The organism is Limnohabitans sp. B9-3, from assembly GCF_002778325.1.
GTDB lineage: Bacteria > Pseudomonadota > Gammaproteobacteria > Burkholderiales > Burkholderiaceae_C > Limnohabitans > Limnohabitans kasalickyi.
Window position 1 is genome coordinate 302,032 of the sequence record NZ_NESI01000002.1, and the last position, 17,640, is coordinate 319,671.

14 protein-coding genes are annotated in these 17,640 nt (G+C 55.2%); 6 read left to right on the top strand and 8 right to left on the bottom strand.

Features of this window, described 5'->3' with window-relative positions:
* Window positions 1-23 precede the first annotated feature (23 nt).
* Together B9Z42_RS04295 and B9Z42_RS04300 are read right to left on the bottom strand one after the other, a co-directional pair.
* Window positions 24-1,253, bottom strand: a complete 1,230-nt coding sequence (locus B9Z42_RS04295; RefSeq protein ID WP_100132105.1) for an ABC transporter substrate-binding protein — start codon at window positions 1,251-1,253, stop codon at window positions 24-26.
* A 31-nt stretch (window positions 1,254-1,284) separates the two neighbouring features.
* A complete protein-coding gene (locus tag B9Z42_RS04300; protein ID WP_233203520.1) occupies window positions 1,285-2,619 on the bottom strand; it encodes a serine hydrolase in 1,335 nt (444 codons plus the stop codon).
* A gap of 485 nt (window positions 2,620-3,104) precedes the next feature.
* Here B9Z42_RS04300 and B9Z42_RS04305 point away from each other — a divergent pair, with 485 nt between their 5' ends.
* Window positions 3,105-5,225 carry a hypothetical protein gene (locus B9Z42_RS04305; RefSeq protein WP_100132106.1) on the top strand — a complete coding sequence of 707 codons (2,121 nt, stop codon included), beginning with the start codon at window positions 3,105-3,107 and terminating at the stop codon, window positions 5,223-5,225.
* A 130-nt stretch (window positions 5,226-5,355) separates the two neighbouring features.
* Here the strand turns inward: B9Z42_RS04305 and B9Z42_RS04310 are convergent, their stop codons facing one another.
* From B9Z42_RS04310 to B9Z42_RS04335, 6 genes are all read right to left on the bottom strand, one after another.
* Window positions 5,356-6,357, bottom strand: coding sequence for an SDR family oxidoreductase (locus B9Z42_RS04310; RefSeq protein WP_100132107.1), 1,002 nt, complete (start codon window positions 6,355-6,357; stop codon window positions 5,356-5,358).
* Window positions 6,354-7,313 carry a bile acid:sodium symporter family protein gene (locus tag B9Z42_RS04315; RefSeq protein WP_100132108.1) on the bottom strand — a complete coding sequence of 320 codons (960 nt, stop codon included), beginning with the start codon at window positions 7,311-7,313 and terminating at the stop codon, window positions 6,354-6,356. Before B9Z42_RS04315 ends, B9Z42_RS04310 begins: the two co-directional genes overlap by 4 nt.
* A gap of 25 nt (window positions 7,314-7,338) precedes the next feature.
* Window positions 7,339-8,661 (bottom strand): NAD(P)/FAD-dependent oxidoreductase, encoded by a 1,323-nt coding sequence (locus tag B9Z42_RS04320; protein WP_100132109.1) that lies wholly within the window; start codon window positions 8,659-8,661, stop codon window positions 7,339-7,341.
* On the bottom strand, window positions 8,658-9,497 hold the full coding sequence (locus tag B9Z42_RS04325) for an SDR family oxidoreductase (RefSeq protein ID WP_100132110.1): 840 nt from the start codon (window positions 9,495-9,497) through the stop codon (window positions 8,658-8,660). Before B9Z42_RS04325 ends, B9Z42_RS04320 begins: the two co-directional genes overlap by 4 nt.
* 105 nt (window positions 9,498-9,602) lie before the next feature.
* A complete protein-coding gene (locus B9Z42_RS04330; RefSeq protein ID WP_100132288.1) occupies window positions 9,603-10,502 on the bottom strand; it encodes a hypothetical protein in 900 nt (299 codons plus the stop codon).
* Window positions 10,503-10,588: 86 nt separating this feature from the next.
* A complete protein-coding gene (locus tag B9Z42_RS04335) occupies window positions 10,589-11,821 on the bottom strand; it encodes an MFS transporter (RefSeq protein WP_100132289.1) in 1,233 nt (410 codons plus the stop codon).
* Window positions 11,822-11,931: 110 nt separating this feature from the next.
* Here B9Z42_RS04335 and B9Z42_RS04340 point away from each other — a divergent pair, with 110 nt between their 5' ends.
* From B9Z42_RS04340 to B9Z42_RS16095, 5 genes are all read left to right on the top strand, one after another.
* A complete protein-coding gene (locus B9Z42_RS04340; RefSeq protein ID WP_100132111.1) occupies window positions 11,932-12,933 on the top strand; it encodes a tripartite tricarboxylate transporter substrate binding protein in 1,002 nt (333 codons plus the stop codon).
* 24 nt (window positions 12,934-12,957) lie between these two features.
* Window positions 12,958-13,782 carry a TauD/TfdA family dioxygenase gene (locus tag B9Z42_RS04345; RefSeq protein ID WP_100132112.1) on the top strand — a complete coding sequence of 275 codons (825 nt, stop codon included), beginning with the start codon at window positions 12,958-12,960 and terminating at the stop codon, window positions 13,780-13,782.
* Between the two features lie 21 nt (window positions 13,783-13,803).
* Complete coding sequence (locus tag B9Z42_RS04350; protein ID WP_143474032.1) at window positions 13,804-14,415, top strand: carboxymuconolactone decarboxylase family protein; 612 nt, start codon at window positions 13,804-13,806, stop codon at window positions 14,413-14,415.
* On the top strand, window positions 14,412-15,137 hold the full coding sequence (locus B9Z42_RS04355) for a formylglycine-generating enzyme family protein (RefSeq protein ID WP_100132114.1): 726 nt from the start codon (window positions 14,412-14,414) through the stop codon (window positions 15,135-15,137). Before B9Z42_RS04350 ends, B9Z42_RS04355 begins: the two co-directional genes overlap by 4 nt.
* A gap of 251 nt (window positions 15,138-15,388) precedes the next feature.
* The gene (locus tag B9Z42_RS16095; protein ID WP_143474033.1) at window positions 15,389-17,605 is read left to right on the top strand and encodes a hypothetical protein; all 2,217 of its coding nucleotides are present in this window, start codon (window positions 15,389-15,391) and stop codon (window positions 17,603-17,605) included.
* Window positions 17,606-17,640 lie beyond the last annotated feature (35 nt).

Here is a 17,640-nt window from a genome sequence, read left to right on the forward strand (position 1 = left end):
AATGTGAAATGAAGCGGGTCAGATTACTTGGCCAACCAAGGCGGCATGATCATGTTGCCGCTGCGTAAGCTCTTTGGCCACAGCACCACACGTTCGCCTTTTTCTTGCCATTGCGCGAACAACAAGTTCATGAATTTGCCGCCTGCTTTCACGTCGTGTGTTTCATCAAACTCGAGTACACCGGCAACGCCGACCATGCTGGTCTTTTCCAATTCTTTGATGATGGCGTTGGTGTCAAAACTCTTGGCACGTTCAATAGCCTGCGCGTAAGCATGCACAGAGTCATAAGTGCCGAACGCGGTGTAGACCGGCACGCGACCTGTGCGCTTTTTGAACTCGTCAAAGAATGGCACGGTCTTGGCTGTCAAAGGCGCACGCACCGCGAAGTTCACGGCGACTTCACTCAATGATTTACCACCCACACGGTCAAAAAAGTCACCGTCTTGGGACTTCACATCAATGCCGCCATAGGGGATCGGGAAGCGGGCGTCGTACCACTGCTTGGCAAACACGTCGCTCGACGCATGTGACAGAACCACCACCAAGAACTGGGCATCCGAGCTTTTGATTTTGGAGAGCAAAGGCGAAAAGTCGGAGGTTGAAGTGTCAAAGAATTCAACCATCCTCACATCGGCGCCGACATCGACAGCGCCCTTGCGCAACACGGGCACCAAGTCTTGCACCCACTTGGCATTCTCACCAATGATGGCGATTTTCTTCAAGCCGAGCTCACCGATCAGGTGGCCCGAAATCCACTCCACCAAACCTCTCGCCTGGTGTACGGCGTTGATGGGGCCGGCGCGGAAGATGTACTTGTAGTTGTCGTAGTCCTGCTTCACCTTCGCCGTGATCGCCGGCGAAGCCGCACCCACGCCAAGGTAGATGGTTTTAGCCGAGGAAATGTGGGGCAACTGCGCCAGGGTCACGCCGCTGGTGTAGCCGCCCACAATCACATCGACCTTTTCATCGGCCGTCAATTTCTTGATGGCATTGATGCCCACTTCTGGGTTTTCGGTTTCATCGGCCACCACAAACGTGAGCTTGCGCCCCATCACGCCGCCCTTGGCATTGATCTCGTCAATCGCAATTTTTGCCGCTTCTTGGGTGTCCCTGCCCACTTGCAATTGCACGGCGGTGGTCAAACCAATTTTGATGGGACCTTGCTGTGCTTGTGCAGGTAAAAACACCGCTGCGGCACTGAGTGTCACGGCAAGTTGGGTGAAGGAACGCTTAGATAAAGATGAATTCAACATGCTTGTCTCCTCGGGTTTGAAAAAGGGAATCTCAGTCCACGATGGCCTGTGCCACCATGTCTTTCATGAAACGGCGGTAGTAGGCACGAATTGGGCTCGGGGCCTGCGTCATGTAAACCGCGCAGATTTGCTCTTTGGGTTCGGCCCAGAAGAAGGTGCCTGCATAGCCGGCCCACATGAACTCGCCGGTGGTGCCATGCACACCAGCAATGCCATCACTCTGGCGAACCAAAAATCCCAGACCAAAGGTGTAGCCCGGTGTGCCAAGTAGCAGCATGCCGGGGTTGACGGTGGTACTGATCGCACTGCCTAAGTGGTCCGAGGCCATGAGATTCACGGTGGTGCGCGAGAGAATGCGCGCGCCATCCAACTGCCCGCCGTTGAGCATGGCTTGGCAATAACGGAGGTAGTCGCCTGCCGTGCTGACAGCCCCAGCGCCACCTGAGTCGTTGCCAGGCGTTTTGCTGACATCGATGAGTTTGTTGGCTGCGCCGGTGGCTGGGTCTTTGGGAAAGGCTTCTGCCAACAAAGGCAGCTTGGCTGCGGGTACGCTAAAGCCGGTGTCGGTCATCTTCAAGGGCTTGAACATGCGCTCTTGCATGAAGTCGTTCAAACGCTTGCCGCTCACAGCTTCGACCACACGACCCTGAACATCCACCGACAGGCTGTACTCCCAGGCGGTGCCGGGTTGTTGGGCCAGCGGTGCTTTGCCCAAGCCATCTGCCATCTCGGCGCCACTGAGTGTGCGAGAGTCGTAGTCGAGGTCTGCTTTGAACACACCAGCTTTGATGTACGCGTCTCTCACCAAGGTGTTTTTGGTGAGCTCGCCATAGGCGATGCCGGAGGTGTGACGCAGCAGGTCCTGAATCGTGGGTTCGCGGTTGGCAGGCATCAGCTTGAAAGTCACGCCGTTAAACACAGGGTCAAAGGTGGGAACGCTGACCATCGGACCCTTGAATGAGGGCAAAAACTTGCTGACTGGATCGGTGAGTTGCACCTTGCCGTCCTCCACCAACATCATGAGTGCGGTAGACACCAGTGGCTTGGTCATGGAGTAGATGCGGAACAACGCATCTGGACTCATGGCCCCACCCGTGCTGTTGTTCAGACTGCCCACGGAGGTGCTGTAAACCAGCTTGCCTTTACGCGCCACCATCACCACTGCGCCAGGGAGTTTTTTGTCGTTCACTTCTTGTTGCAGGGCAGCGCCAATTTTGGCTAAGCGCTCAGTGGACATGCCCACTGACTCGGGCTTGGCCATGGGCAGCGCTTGTGCGAACACGCTTGAAGCGGCAAGAGTCAATGCAGCTGTCAAAAGCGTTGGGCGCATGGCTGGTGCGTGGGTGATCAAGGTGTTGTGTGACATCCGTCTAGCAAGAGAAGTCAATTTCAAGGCAGTCTCCTTTGGGTTGCTGGCCATGTCAGCCAGATTAACCAATCTACGATTCAAGGTCTAGCGTGGCAAGGGGGGCAACCATCATTAAGTCGACGTAGCTGTCACCTGTGCGATAAAACGGACCATAAGCTTCTTGGTGCGTGATTGGGTCGTTCAAAAGCTAGAACAGATGGCTTAGCCGATTCTGTTCAAACTCTATTTAGGCTGGAATCCAGCGTTCAAACAACATCTCCCACTTTGTTGCCAATTTTTTCTGCTGTGCAGAAAAATCACGGATCAGCAAAATGAGCATTGAACGCTCGTCATCAAAAAACCATGCCTAAAAACGACTTGATGACCAAGACCTAACGAGAAACTACTCCTTGACTGTTCGCAGAATAAAGTATGATCAATTTTGTAATTAAATGCCGATGGGCTTTTTAGTGATGTAAATATCCATTCAAAGGAGGAGAACAATGAATAATCCAAAATTTTCAAGGCTCACGCTGGCTTTGTTGACCTTGGGCTTAATCGGCATCCAAGGTTGTGGAGGAGGCGGTAATGCCTCCGTAACAACAGGCAGCAACACCATTGCGCTCTCAGGAATAGCAGCGACTGGTGCGCCTATGGCAGTCGCCACAGTCCAAATTTACGGAGCCGATGGCATCTCTTTGTTGCAAACGCCTGCCACCGTCGCGGCCGACGGCAGCTACGGCGCCTCAATTCCTGCAACCGCTAAATTCCCCTTGATCATCATTGCGGACGATGGTTCCACCAAATTGCTGAGCGTTGTGGCCGAGGCAGGATCAACAGCCACAGCTAACATCAACCAACTCACAAATCTGATTGCCGCCCGTCTGTCACCCACGGGCGATCCTGCGAGTTTAATAAGTGAGATCGCTGCCAGATTAGCGACGATCAACAGTTCGACCTTGGCTTCAAAAAATCAGGAAATGATGGCCGCCATTAAGCCTTTGCTCGATGCGCTCAATTTGCCCGCCACCACCAATCCACAAACCGTCAGTTTTGTAGCCAATGGCACAGGCTTTGACAAGATGTTGGATTCACTCGATGTGAAGATCGAGCCCAAGGGTTCGTCCTCCACGATTGACTTAACTTTGCGCAAATCCGTCAAAGAAGGCGAAGACCTCCCCAATGTCAGTTTCAATAGCAATAGCTCAATCACCGCATTACCCTCGGTAAATTCCAGCGAACTGGTTACCGATGGCTTGAGTGTCAAACTCCAAGCTCTGCTGGACCAAATGACCAGTTGTTATGCACTCGATAAAGCGTCCCGAACTGGCAATGTGCAAGGTACAGCAGCAGATATCACCGCCGATCAATGCAAAGCCATCTTCCATGCCAGAAATCCTGCGGGCTACAAACTCAATGGTGCTGTCGTAAAGGCTGATCAGCATTTTGGTGGGATTTTCACTGCTAATCCTGGCGTGAAATTTATCTCTCCTAAGTACTATTACACCGTCTCTGAAACGGTAGCGAATGGCCCCACTGCGGGAGACGTAGTATTTGGTTATCGTTGGCAAGACGATTACGGAAACTTCCAGTACGAGAAAAATGTGGCCAGATTGGACCCTTCGGACAACCAGTACCGGATCATTGGGAATCAGTACAGCCTTCCAGGCGGAGCGAGTCCTTATGCACAAAGACGCGAGTTCCCAAAAGATGTGGCCTACACCTATGACAGCGTAGGTTACGTATTTGACTTACCCTGCACAAATAACACCAAAAATTGGGTGAAAGTCGTTATTACGTCGCCGTCTTACAACGACGCTGGCGATAAGGCTCAAATCACTATGAAACCCAATGTAACGGGAGGCATTTGCAATTACTCCTATTTCACAGTTTCCAAAGATACGGTCACACCTTCTTCAACAGGCTTTATCAGGATTCAGTCCAAATTCACGGGCAGCGCGCCTGTTGCTCACCCGCGCGATAGGGAAGGCACATTCTTGGTCTTTGTGGATCAGGATATGACCGATGCTCAGTTGGAAAAACTGCCGCAGTTTGGTACTTGGAAATTTGAGTACTTCTTTGCGAACAACAACGCAAATACACCTAATGCAATTCAGTATTACAAAACGACGGCTAGGGCCAAGACTATTGATGGTTTCATTAAGTCAGTGCCGTTGCCAAATTTGACATCGACCCTTCCAACCATCAATTATCAAGCTCAGGGTTCTCTAACTTTGGTGCAGCATCCCAGCATTGGATATTTCATACCGCAGGGTAATAAGGTAGATTTGACTTGGTCGGTTGCCAGTGATTCAAATCCTTTGCTGAAAGGTACTGAACCAGCGACTTATCGTGCTCGTATTTATGGCGCTTATGGTGGAGCTACTACTTTTAATGCCGGCAGGGGTTATCGTCTTGGATACGAAGATTCCGTGCTTTTTAGATCATCTGCTCGCGGATCTTCTATCATTTGCGGCGAGGGGTCATCGGCGCCTCAGTGTGCCAACGGCATCTTCAAAAATACTTCATATGAAAGCATAGTTACAGATATTGACCTTATCAGCCGCACAAGTGATGCATGGGATGCGAGTCATTTCTACTCATTTAGAAAGTATTCGAATTGAGAGATAGTTAGGTAGATATCAAGCCACCGGTGCATCGCTTGCCGGTGGCTTTTTTAATTTAAAAATTCCTAATTCCGATGGTTTAAGGATTAAGCGATGTTTTCTGATGTTCTGTTCAAATTTTGACCTTCTAAGGTTGAGGGCGAGTAGACCCACTTTGGTACTTGCGCGCTGATAACCACGCCTCGAAAGCTTCTGCACTGGTTTTATCGGGCTGATAGCCAAACCGAGTTTTAAGCGCGGTGTTGAGCAGCACGGGCCGGTAGCGTAAGAAGTCGAGTTGCTCGGGGCCGTAGCGACTGATGCGCAGGGCGTGGCCAATGGCCAAGGCGGTTTGTAACAACCAAGCGGGCAGCACGCGGGGGCGTTTGTTCATTCGCTGGGCGATCTCGAAGATCGTGAGCGCGCCGTCACCCGCCAAATTGAAACAACCGCTTGGGGCTTGACCGCTGAGCGCGTGCAAGATGGCGCCGGTCACGTCGTCGTCCCAGATGAACACAAAGGGGCTGTCGCTGCCTGCAATGGCCAAGAGGCGTGGTTTTTCAAACAGCGCGGTGATTTGGTTGTCCACCCGCTCGCCCAAGATGGTGCCAATGCGCAGCACGGTTTGCTGCAGTTGCGGACAGCTTTGGCGGTAGTCGGCCAGCATGTCTTCGACCAGCCGCTTGTGGTGCGAATAAGCAAAGCTCTCATTGCCGCGCAAGGGCATGTCTTCGGTCAGCCAAGGCGCGTTGTCGGCGTGGTAGCCATAGGCTGCGCCGCTGGACGAGACCACGATGTGCGCTACGCCATGTTGCACGCAGGCTTGCAGCACATTCTGTGTGCCACCCACATCGACCGAGTATTCGAATTCGCGGTTCGAGTCTTTGCCGGGTGTGACGATGGACGCCAAGTGCACCACGGTGTCGATCTGGTGCGCGGCCAGGGTGTTCGCCAGTGCCGAGTCGCGCACGTCTTGCGTGATATACGTGATGCCCGGCAGGCGCTGGGCTGAAGGCACTTCGCGCACATCTACTGCAACCACGTTGTCGCAAGTTGCACCACTCGCCAAGGCCTTGGTCAGGGATTGACCCAGAAATCCAGCGGCGCCAGTGACCAGCACTCGGCGTGCGGCAGGCGTCACCGTGTTCATGTGGACTTAGCCTTTGGCGTGCTGAGAGCCGTCTCGGGTGTCGTTGCCGGGCCACCGCTGCGCAAAGGCCGCCGTGCCCAGAATCCGGCCAGGATCAGGCCCGCGATGATGTCCCAAAAGCCCCAAACCCCGGCCACCACGGCCATACCGCCCAGGCCACCAAAGAAGCTGAAAATCAGCACCAGACCCAAGCCCGCATTGCGGATGCCCACTTCAATCGACAGGGCACGGCAGTCGAAGTCAGACAGGCGCGCCGCCCGGGCCACGGCATAGCCGGTGCCAAAGGCCAGCGCGTCGTGCAGCACCACGGCCAACAGCACCAACCCCACGTAATCCAGAAAGTAACGCCAGTTACCCGCGATGGCTCCGACGATGAAGCCGATCAGCGCCAGAAAGCTGATGATGCGCAACGGTTTTTTGAAGCGCTCGGTGAAGACCGGAAAGCGGTGCACACAGGCCAGGCCCAGTGCAAAGGGCAGGCCGATGATCAGAAAAATGTGGCCGAACATTTGCAGTGGATCCAGCGCGATGCTGGTCAGCAGCGGCGCGGCCGTGGGGTGGATGCCGCCCCAAAACGCAAAGTTGAGCGGCATGGCCACCACCGAGATGGCGTTGGACACGGCCGTCATCGACACGCTGAGCGCGACGTTGCCGTTGGCACGGTGGGTCAGGATGTTGCTCACGTTGCCCGGCGGGCAGCAGGCCACCAGGATCATGCCCAGCGCGATGCTGGGGGCCGGTTGCAGCACCAGCGTGAGGCCGTACGTGATGGCCGGCAGCAACAAAAATTGCGCCGCAATGCCCACCGCAAACGCCATGGGCATGCGCAACAGGCGGCGAAAGTCTTCGGTGCGGGTATCGAGCGCGATGCCGAACATCAAAAAGCCCAGCACCGCGTTGAGCACGGCCAGCGAGGCGGGGTTGAAGTTCAGTCGGATGTCGTCAACAGGCAGCATGGGGTGTTCCTTGTAGGGCTGTGGGTCAGGTCAGCGCGGCCGAGGCCTCGCGCACGGCAGCGCGGTAGGCGTCTTTGTTCACGTAATAGGCCATGCGTTCGAGTTGCAGGTATTGGTAGCCGCCTGACACATCGGGCGAGGGACCTTGTCGGGCCTGGTCGAGCGCCAGCGCGGCGGGTGTGCCGCTGTCCAAGCCCTTGAAGTAGCGGGCCACCATTTCGGCCTGTTCGTAGCGGCCTTGCCAACCCAAACCGCTGGCCTCGACCATGCCCAGCACCGCCAGTCGGTTGAAGCGCGGCGACAGCATGTTGAGGTACAGCCGAGGGGCCATGCCCTGCCAGTTGAGCAAAGCGTTGTCGATGAAGGGGTAGTGCAGCTTGTAGCCGGTGGCGGCCATGAGCATGTCGTAGTCTTTTTGGCTGCCATCTTTGAAGTACACGGTGCGGCCATCCAGACGCGCAATGTCGGGCTGTACCTTCACGTCGCCATGGCCGATGTGGTAGAGGATCAGCGAGTTGACCACGGGGTGTGACTCGTACATCTTGTAGGCGGGTTGCGGAAAGCCAAAGCGCACCGGATCACCCGTGAACCATTTCAAGATGGTGCTGTCGATGGCCTGCTTCAGGCGCATGGGCAGTTTGATCTTGCCGCCCACGGTGTCGGCGGGTTTGCCGAACACATATTTGGGCACGAAGTAATAACCCCGGCGCACCGAGATGTCCACGCTTTGTGCATGGTGCACCGCGTCCACCGCGATGTCGCAGCCGGAGTTGCCCGCACCCACGATCAGCACGCGCTTGCCCTGGAACTGCGTGGCCTGCTTGTAGGCCGAGGTGTGCAGCAGCTCGCCGCTGAAATGGCCTTCAAAGGCGGGCATGTTGGGCTCGGCCAGGGTGCCGTTGGCGATGACCACACCTTTGTAATCGGCGCTCTCCAGTTGGCCGTTACCGGGGTCGATCGTCACGCGCCACAAGCTGTCGGGCGCGTCGCTCAGCGGCTCTGCCCGGACCACCCGCACGCCAAAGCGGTAATGCCGCAACAGGTCAAAGTGCGCGGCATAGGCTTTGAAATACAGCAGCAGCTCTCGGTGGCTGGGGTAATCGGCCACGTCGTCGGCCATCGGGAATTCGCTGAACTCGGTCATGCGCTTGCTGGAGATCAGGTGCGCCGACTCATACACCGTGGAGCGGGGGTTGGTGTTGTTCCACAGGCCGCCCACATCGGAGTGAGCTTCAAAACCCTGAAACGGCACGCCGTTGCGGCTGAGCGCCCGCGCACCGGCCAGGCCCGCGGGGCCTGCGCCGATGAGCGCGATTTGTTCGTGACTGGATGGCGTTGGGGTGTTCATGGTTTGGGCGATGCGTTGGGTGACGACATTTCTGTTGCGCTTTGTAGTCCTGGAATGGGGGTGGCACCCGCCTGGCCCGCACGCGGTTTGCGCGGCTGGCCCAGCAAAATGCGGTCGTGCCAACGGGCGGGCAACAGCGACAAAGCGCGCGACAGCCAGCCGATGCGGCGGGGCAAAACAATGTGCTCACGGCCCCCGGCTACGCCTTGCAGCAAGGCGCGGGCAGCGGCTTCGGGCTCCATTAATCCAGGCATGGCAAAGCTGTTGCCCGCTGTGAGCGCCGTGCGCAAATAGCCGGGGCTGATGGTGTGCACGCTCAGGCGGGTAGGGCGCAGCTCGGCACGCAGGCTTTGCAAATAGGCGATCAGCCCGGCCTTGCTGGCGCAATACGCGCCATTGCCGGGCATGCCCCGCCAGCCCGCGATGCTGGCCACACCCACCAGCGCACCGGCTTGTTGGCGGTCGAGCATGGCTTGCAGAAAAGGTTGAAAGGTGGTTGCCACGCCCAGCAGGTTGATCTCGAGCATGCGGCGCATCACGGCCAAGTCAGTGGCGTCTGCGGTTTCAAAGCCGCCAGCCACCCCGGCGTTGGCGATCACCAAATCGGGTGTGCCGTGTTGTGCAAGCCATTCGCTGGCCATGGCCTGCATGGCGGCGGCGTTGGAGACATCCGGGGTGTAAATGCGCGTGCGCTCTGGCGCGAGCGCAGCCAGTGCTTGAAGTGCGGAGAGGTTCAGGCCAACCAGCGCCACGTGAGCGCCCGAGTCGATCAGTTGGCGAGCTAGGGCCTGACCCAAGCCCCCACAGGCGCCGGTGATGACTGCGTTGCGAAACATGCGGTGTGCAAACCTATTAATTTATTCAAAAACATTCTTGCACGCCAACTTCCTCAAGCCCTTCGGTGAAGACCCTTGGGCCTCGTCTGTAAAAGGTCTGTCAATTCAATGCGCTCCCAGGTAACACCCCTCAGCCCGCTCCCCATCCACGTCATCACCTTCTTCACTACAAAGCGCCGCAATCAAAGCTTGGTCCACCACTTGACCAGGTAGCAGCAGCTCTTCATTGGTCCAGCGCTTGACCAAGTGACCATTGGCCACGCCGCCTGTGTGGGGGGCTTGGTAGGCGCGGCGGTGTTGCATGGTGAGTCGGCTGTTGGCGTTGGCAATGAAGCGACTTTCGCCCAAGGCCCACGGTTCAAAGTAGGCATTGGCGGCGGCATCGACTTGGCGGAAGTAACTGCGTGCGCCTTCGGCGTTGAGCTTTTTGCGCACGGTGCGGGTGATGAGGCCTTGCAAGTGGTCGAGCGCGGCGTCGTCCATCTGGTCCAAGGCTTCGGGGCTCATGTCTTGCGTGGCCAATGCTGTCGTGGCGGCCAACTCAGCGGGCAGCACTTGCACCATGGCTTTGACCACGTCGCGGTGCGGTGCCACAGCGGTGGCCACGCCGCGTGTTTGCGGCTGGATGGGGCAGCGAATTTCTACAAAGCGCGGCTTGACAGGGCCCGTGCAGCCGTCGTGGTGGTAGTACTCGCCTTGACTGAGCCGCCCTTTGCTAGAGCGCCCGCGCACGTCGCGGTAGGTGGGGTGTTGGGTGTGCGAATTCAGGCAGACAACCAAGCCGGTGGCATCGACTAGCTTGTAAAAGGCTTCGCGCCATTCGGGCAAGAGCAGTTTGTCGTGCAGGTAGTCGCTGGGCTCAGCACTTTCCTGGCCGACTTCACCTTCAATCACCAACACGAAGGGCTTGGGCCGGCGCACGCGCCACAAGGCGTTGGCAAACGCCAGCACCGAGCTGGCGTGTTCAGAGTGTGTGGCGGCGCTGTGGCCCGTGGGTGCTGACATGGTGGGGTTTGAGTTGAGGCCGGGCTCGAACACCGAGCTTGTAACCAAGCTTAATTTTAGGTGGCGCACCCTGCGCGTTGTGCGGGCTAACGCAAGGCCCTGCGCTGCGCCAACCACAACGCGCCTGTGCTGAGCACGCCCAGTGCAAAAAGGCATTGCAAAGCCAGCGCATAGCCTTGTTGCGGCGACCACAGCAAGCCCATCACCAGTGGTGCCGCAGCGCGGGCGAGGGCGATGGGCATGCCCAGCAGACCGTTGAGTTGGCCCACATGGTCGCGGCTCACGTACTGGGCCATGGCCGTGCCTTTGACGATGGTGTTCATGCCATTGCCCAGACCGAAGAGCACCACAAACACCAAGGCCGCGCCGGGGTTGAGGCCGCCAATCAACAAGGCTAACAGGCCCATCGGAATGAGGGCCGGTATCCAGCGGTTGGCGGTGTGCACGTCCCAATGGCGCTCGAACATCCACAGCAGCAGGCGGCCCACCACTTGTATGACACCAATAGCCGCCGGAATGGCAATCACCCAAGCGGGTGACAAGCCCGCTTCTTGCAGCAGCGCAATCATGTGTGCGGGCAGGGCCGAGGTGACACCCATCATCAACAGCATGAAAGCGGCCAGCAACCAAAACGGCGATTGCCGCAGATGCGCCCGTACCGACACGGGCCGCGTTTGGGAATGGTCTGCGTGTTCGAGTGACACTCGCTTGGGCGCTGCGCCGCGCAAAAGCATTGCATGCAAAGGTGCACACACCAAAAATTGCAATGCCGCCAACGACCACAAGGCTTGACGCCAACCCCACAGCGCAATCCACCAGCTGGTGAGCGGAATAAACACAGTGCTGGCCAGTCCACCTAAAAAAGTCAGGGTGATGATGGCGCGGCGAAAGTCCAGCGGAAAGCGCCGCGTCACCACGGCAAAGGCGGGGCTGTACAAGGTGGCGGCCAGCCCCAAGCCCAACCAAATCCACGCGGCATAAAACGCACCGACCGATTGCACCCAGCTGTGGCCTAGCAAACCTAGCCCGACCCACACCGAGCCCAAGGTCATCACTGCGCGTTCGTGGCCCGCATCGATCCAACGCCCTACTTGGTAAGCCATCAGCCCCTCGGCCAGCAGCGCCAAACTGAAGGCCAAGGACGACTCGGCGCGGCTCATACCCAGTTCAGCTTCTAGCGGCGTCATCAGCAACGAGAAGGTGTAGAACACGCTGCCCCAGGTGATGAGCTGGGGCAATGACAGCCAAAAACTGAATGGTCCCAATGCGGGCGCTTTTGAAAAAAGCGCTTTCAGAAGTGGGTGGCGGGCAAGTTGCATGTGAGCATTATCTTGGGCGGCGAAGTGCCGTTTGGCTGTCATGTGAAAGACTTGCGTGATGCCCTTGACGTGCCAAAATTTCCTAACTTTTAAACCACGAGAGACCCTGCATGACTTTTAGTTTTCGCCTTGAGAAACGCCTGCGAGTGCCCTGTGTGTTGGGTTTTGTTTTGGCTGTGTTGGGCGCTCAGTCAGCGCTGGCGCAAACGGCGCCATCAACTTTCCCCACCAAACCCGTCCGCATCGTTGTGCCCCAAACACCCGGCGGCGCGTCCGATGCACTGGCCCGCATGGTCGGACAAAAGCTGTCTGAAAAATGGGGCCAAGCGGTGGTGATTGAAAACCGTGCAGGGGCGGGCGGCAACATTGGCATGGATGTGGTGGCCAAAGCACCGGGCGATGGCTACACCTTGTTGATGTCGTATGTGGGCTCGCACGCCATCAACCCCAGCATCTACAGCAAGCTGCCGTTTGACCCAGAAGCAGACTTTGTGGCCGTCGCCACCTTGGCCAACGTGCCTTTTGTCGCGGTGGTCAATGCCGCTGTGCCGGTGACCAACCTCAAAGGGCTGGTGAGTTATTCGGCGGGCAAGCCGATTTCCTTTGGCTCTGCGGGCAATGGCTCGGTCAACCATTTGTTGGGTGAAATGTTCAACACGGCCAGCGGCGCCAAGATGCAGCATGTGCCTTACAAAGGTGCTGCACCGGCTTTGACTGATTTGATTTCCGGTCAGATCCAAGTGGTGTTCACCAGCATGCCCTCGGTGGCTCAACACATTCGCAGTGGCACGGTCAAAGGCTTGGCGGTCACGGGCTCCAAGCGCGCTGCGGCGTTCAAAGACATTCCCACGATTGCCGAGTCGGGTTATCCGACTTTTGTGATCAACCCATGGTTTGGGCTGTTTGCTTCCAAGGGCACGCCTGTTGCCATCGTCAGGCAAATCAATGCCGACGTGAAAAAAGTGATGGAGGACAAAGACCTGCTCGACAAATTCGCGGCACTCGGGGCTGAGCCCTTTGAGTCCACGCCGCAAGAGTTTCAGGCCATGCTGCACGCTGACATCAAAACGTGGGCGGCCGTGGTGAAGAGTTCAGGCGCAACCGCTGACTGATGGCGAGCCAAAGGAACAACTGACATGCAAGTTCGACGTATCGCAGGGGCATTGGGTGCCGAGATTTCCGGCGTCGATTTGACGCAAGCTATTTCGACTGATTTGGCGGCAGAAATTCGTGATGTATTTTTAAAAAACGAGGTCATCTTTCTTCGCCACCAAGCGCTGAGTCCCACGCAGTTCATGGCTTTTGCCAACGCCATGGGCGAGCCCGTGGAGTACCCGTTTGTCAAAGGCTTGGACGGCTTTCCACAGATCATTGAGGTGAAAAAACTCGAGCACGAAACCGTGAATTTCGGCGGCGTGTGGCATTCCGACACCACCTACCTTGACGAACCGCCCATGGGCTCCATGTTGCTGGCCAAAGAGATACCGCCCTACGGTGGCGACACCTTGTTTGCCAGCCAGTACGCGGCGTATGACGCTTTGTCGGACACCATGCAGCGCCTCCTGCACGGTCTGCAAGGCATCAGCACATCGGCTAAAGCCGATGTGTCGAAGACGCGCGAAGACCGCCTTAAAAGCGATGGCAAAGCGTCGGCTCCTAAAGACTTCAGCAGCAAACATCCGGTGGTGCGCACCCACCCAGAAACAGGTCGCAAAGCCTTGTACGTGAACATCGCACACACAGCCGGCATCGAGGGTTTGACGGAGCAAGAAAGCACCCCCTTGTTGAACTTTTTGTTTCAGCACCAAGTCAAGCCAGAGTTCACCTGCCGCTGGGCTTGGGAGCCTGACACCCTCACGTTTTGGGACAACCGCTGTGCGCAACACAACCCCATCAACGACTACCACGGCTTTCGTCGCGTTTTGCAGCGCATCACCTTAAAAGGCGACAAGCCCGTTTAAACGCCACAGTGATTGCGACCCATGTCAGACACCTTTTTAGAAAATAGGCAAGTCCCCCCTGAGTTCGAGATGCGGGGCAACCGCTTCCAGCCCTTGACTTGGGACGTGATGACGCCTGAGCAGCAAGCCATGACGCGTGCCGTTTTAGATGGCAAACGCGGTTCCATGCAAGGCCCTTACAACGTGCTGCTGCGCAGCCCTGAAGTGGGTCAATTGGCACAGCAGTTTGGCGCGCAAACCCGCTTCAACTCGTCGCTGCCTTTGGCTTTGAACGAGCTGGCAATTTTGTTAGTTGCTAGCGACTGGACGGCGCAGTTTGTTTGGTGGGCGCATCGTCGAATCGCTGAAGACGCGGGTCTGTCGCCCGCCTTGATTCAAGCCATCGCCACGGGGGAGTCCGTGCCTGATGGTTTGCAGCCAGAGGTCAAGGCGGTACATCAGTTCTGCAGCGAATTGCTGCGCGACAAGAAGGTCAGCGATACGACGTATGCATCTGCCGTCAGCCAATTTGGCGAACGTGGCGTGGTGGATTTGATGGCCACCATGAGCTACTACACCTTGGTGTGCATGTCACTGAATGTCGATGGGTACCCGTTGCCTGACGGTGCGCAGGCAGAACTGTTTTTGAAATGACGAACTTTCACAGCACTTCCAAGAGGCTTCTTGGGTTGGCCAGCGCAGCCTTTGTCGTGGCCGCACATGCCCAAGTGGGCGAGCGTGTGGCGTTGCCAGGTTTTGCGATAGACCGCACCGAAGTCACCATCGGTCAATTCGAACGCTATGTGCGTGTGACCGGGGCCGTCACCCGAGCAGAGAAAGAAGGCGGTGGTTTTGAATACGTGGCAGGGTGGGAGCGCCGTCCCGGCTGGACATGGCGTCAACCCGATGGTCATCCCACGAGTGCCGACCACCCCGTGGTGCATGTGACCTTTGCAGAGGCGCAGGCGTATTGCCGCTGGGTGGGTGGGCGTTTACCCACGGGGGCAGAGTGGCAAAAGGCAGGTTTTACCGAAATGCGCGAGACGCCACCCAGCCCTTGGGTCAAGGGCCGCACCTACCCATGGACCACTGGCGACAGCCCTCAAGGTGCCAACACCAGCGACGTCGACCCATGGCCACGCGCTGCGCCTGCGGGAGTCACGCGCCAAGGCGTGAATGGTTTGTATGACATGGGCGCCAATGTGTGGGAGTGGACCTCAGACAACCCGCCAAACGATCCACAGGGTCGCGAACGGCGCACGGTGGGCGGCTCTTGGTGGTACGGCGCTCACAACATGAAGGCCGACGTGCAGGCCTTCAAACCGGCTGATCTGTATGTGGTTTATGTTGGTTTTCGTTGTGCTTATGAGCGCTAAATCGCCTGCAAGCAACGTACCTTGTGTCCAAGTTTTCGGGTGTCTGGCTTTATGAAAAATTAGCCAATTATTAATTTATAAACTATAAAGTATTAAATTAATTTAATATATTTCTTGATATCAATCGTAATCCCACATAGTTAATTGGTTCTAGATGAGGCAGTTTGGAAAGATTTTTGTGAATTGGACATCCTAGAGATGTTAAATTAATTAGGAGATTTATAACATTTACAAAAAAAGAGGAGCTAAAAATGAACGTCATCAGAAAATCGATACACGCCATCAGTTTAATTGCTGGCTTAATTTTGAGTGGCTGTAGTGGAGATAGCACAGTAGTTGAAACTGCTAAGGACGCACTGATTGCAGTTGCTGAAACCGATGCTGTTGTGGATGGTGTGGACTTGTCTGAGTCCTTAGACCAGGAAGGTGTGGAAACACAAATTGCTGCTAACAAGACCAAAACAATGACTCTTTACGGAACCAATCTTCAGATGGGGTTAAAGGTGACGTTCAATGGTCAAGCATGTTTGACGCATGATTTAGTCGCCTACGACAACGAAAACGAAGACAGCGGTCAGACTGAAATACAGGTTGACTGCCCAGGTCAGGCTGTTGGCAGATACGAATTGAAGGTTGTAGATTCAGGCAAGTCGGTTTATTCACAAAATATTGATGTCGTGGATGCCTCCTTACTAGCCAATCTTCGACAAGTTCGCCTCGCCGGTATCAGGCCTGTTTATGGTTCATCACTCACCGGCCGAACTGCTAGCGTAAATCCAATGGGTATTCGGCATCAAGCTTTGGCTTTGTTGCCCAGTGGTGGTGGAATTATTACAGGTATTGTGAACGCCCAAAAACCTGGGAGCTCGAATTCAAGTGCCGCTTTAAATTACGCATCTGTCACAACTTTTCCTGTTCGTGGGGTGGTGGTTAAATTACTAGATGTTGGAAACAATGATGCAGTGTTGGGAACGACTGCAACTGATGCAAGTGGCTCATATACGTTTTCTGGTGTACCAGCATCTTCGCAAGTCAAGGTGCAAGTCATTGCACAAATTGCCGAAACAAGAGCAACAGGGGTTACCACTGGTGCCCAATACAACTTTATGTTGAGAAACAATACCGCAACAGGTGCTGCAAAGCCGTTTTATGCTTTGACAAGCGGAATAATTACATCTTCGGGCACAACTGATTTTCAAAATTTCACCGCTCAGTTGGGTTTTGATGCTTCAGGGAATGCATTAACCGCACGTGAATCAGCCCCATTTGCTATCTTGGATGTCGTCTACAACGCCGTTGCTGGTATAAAAGCCGCAGATCCAAATGTAACTTTGCCTGATCTCAATATTTATTGGAGTCCTGAGAATACTGCGGGTGATGGTGATAAGACAGCTGGAAAAATTGGAACATCTCATTTTTCTGATTCAGGTGATTACCCCGGTGTTTTCATTTTAGGCAAAGCCGATGTTGATACAGATGAATTTGACCGAGGTGTTATCGGTCATGAGTTTGGTCATTATTTGCAATTTGCAGCATCGTATTCAGACAATCCTGGTGGTTCCCACGGTAGCAACGAATTCAAAGACGCATCACTGGCTTATGGTGAGGGCTTCGGTACAGCTATTGGTGGCTTACTTTCGGGGTCGCAATATTACACAGATTCTTCGGGCTTAAAGCAGAGCGAAGGCGGTGTTCAAGACTTATTGCAGCCTCCTCCATCAGGAACTGCTAACGGCTTCTACGCAGAAAATTCAGTCGCTTATTTGTTATATAAACTGGGAAATCAATATGGATTCACCTCCTTTTGGAAGGCTACTACTAGTTTAAAAACAGGTCATGAATCTGCAACAGTATTTAATTTCTTAGATAAATTCATCACCAATAGCGGTGGTGCTGCTTCAAGAGATGCAGTTCTCTCAACAGCTCTGCCGGCAAATATTAAAACAGTCCATCCCCTTGGAGTCCTCGATCCTTCGGTGTCATTAGATGCTGCAATCAATGCCTCTACCTCTGGAGGAGCTGATGACTTAGAGGTTTTGTACAAAACATTGTCTCCTACGACTCCTATTAATGCGGATGTCCAAAAGCTTACAGCGACTGGCGGAGAATTCTGTCTAAATAAAAAGCTTCGCGGCTCTAGTGCGACATCAAACTCTAATGGCTTAGGTTGGACGAAACGCTTCACATTTACAAGTACATATACTGGAACGATGGGTGTAAAAACTTTAAATGGTGCAAATCTAGCCTATCCTGACGGTACTGTTTTCGTAAAGATTCGCAACGGTAGCACTGGAAAATCTGTGCCGCTTTATAACTGGGATGGCGCAGCAGGACGCTGGAATGTAACACAGGGTGTGACTTATTCTATCGTCTTACAAGTCGCTGATCCAGCAGTTTTTCCTTCTTCAGGAAATGCGTGTGGCAATACTTTGACATTATGGCAAGCGCCAGTGCTTCAAACTTTGTAATCTAATTTAAAGTAGGCCTATCTCAGGATAGGCCT

Excerpts from the sequence above, each read along its gene's own strand:
- B9Z42_RS04295 (WP_100132105.1), bottom strand. The coding sequence starts at position 1,253 with ATGTTGAATTCATCTTTATCTAAGCGTTCCTTCACCCAACTTGCCGTG.
- B9Z42_RS04300 (WP_233203520.1), bottom strand. The coding sequence starts at position 2,619 with ATGTCACACAACACCTTGATCACCCACGCACCAGCCATGCGCCCAACG.
- B9Z42_RS04305 (WP_100132106.1), top strand. The coding sequence starts at position 3,105 with ATGAATAATCCAAAATTTTCAAGGCTCACGCTGGCTTTGTTGACCTTG.
- B9Z42_RS04310 (WP_100132107.1), bottom strand. The coding sequence starts at position 6,357 with ATGAACACGGTGACGCCTGCCGCACGCCGAGTGCTGGTCACTGGCGCC.
- B9Z42_RS04315 (WP_100132108.1), bottom strand. The coding sequence starts at position 7,313 with ATGCTGCCTGTTGACGACATCCGACTGAACTTCAACCCCGCCTCGCTG.
- B9Z42_RS04320 (WP_100132109.1), bottom strand. The coding sequence starts at position 8,661 with ATGAACACCCCAACGCCATCCAGTCACGAACAAATCGCGCTCATCGGC.
- B9Z42_RS04325 (WP_100132110.1), bottom strand. The coding sequence starts at position 9,497 with ATGTTTCGCAACGCAGTCATCACCGGCGCCTGTGGGGGCTTGGGTCAG.
- B9Z42_RS04330 (WP_100132288.1), bottom strand. The coding sequence starts at position 10,502 with ATGTCAGCACCCACGGGCCACAGCGCCGCCACACACTCTGAACACGCC.
- B9Z42_RS04335 (WP_100132289.1), bottom strand. The coding sequence starts at position 11,821 with ATGCAACTTGCCCGCCACCCACTTCTGAAAGCGCTTTTTTCAAAAGCG.
- B9Z42_RS04340 (WP_100132111.1), top strand. The coding sequence starts at position 11,932 with ATGACTTTTAGTTTTCGCCTTGAGAAACGCCTGCGAGTGCCCTGTGTG.
- B9Z42_RS04345 (WP_100132112.1), top strand. The coding sequence starts at position 12,958 with ATGCAAGTTCGACGTATCGCAGGGGCATTGGGTGCCGAGATTTCCGGC.
- B9Z42_RS04350 (WP_143474032.1), top strand. The coding sequence starts at position 13,804 with ATGTCAGACACCTTTTTAGAAAATAGGCAAGTCCCCCCTGAGTTCGAG.
- B9Z42_RS04355 (WP_100132114.1), top strand. The coding sequence starts at position 14,412 with ATGACGAACTTTCACAGCACTTCCAAGAGGCTTCTTGGGTTGGCCAGC.
- B9Z42_RS16095 (WP_143474033.1), top strand. The coding sequence starts at position 15,389 with ATGAACGTCATCAGAAAATCGATACACGCCATCAGTTTAATTGCTGGC.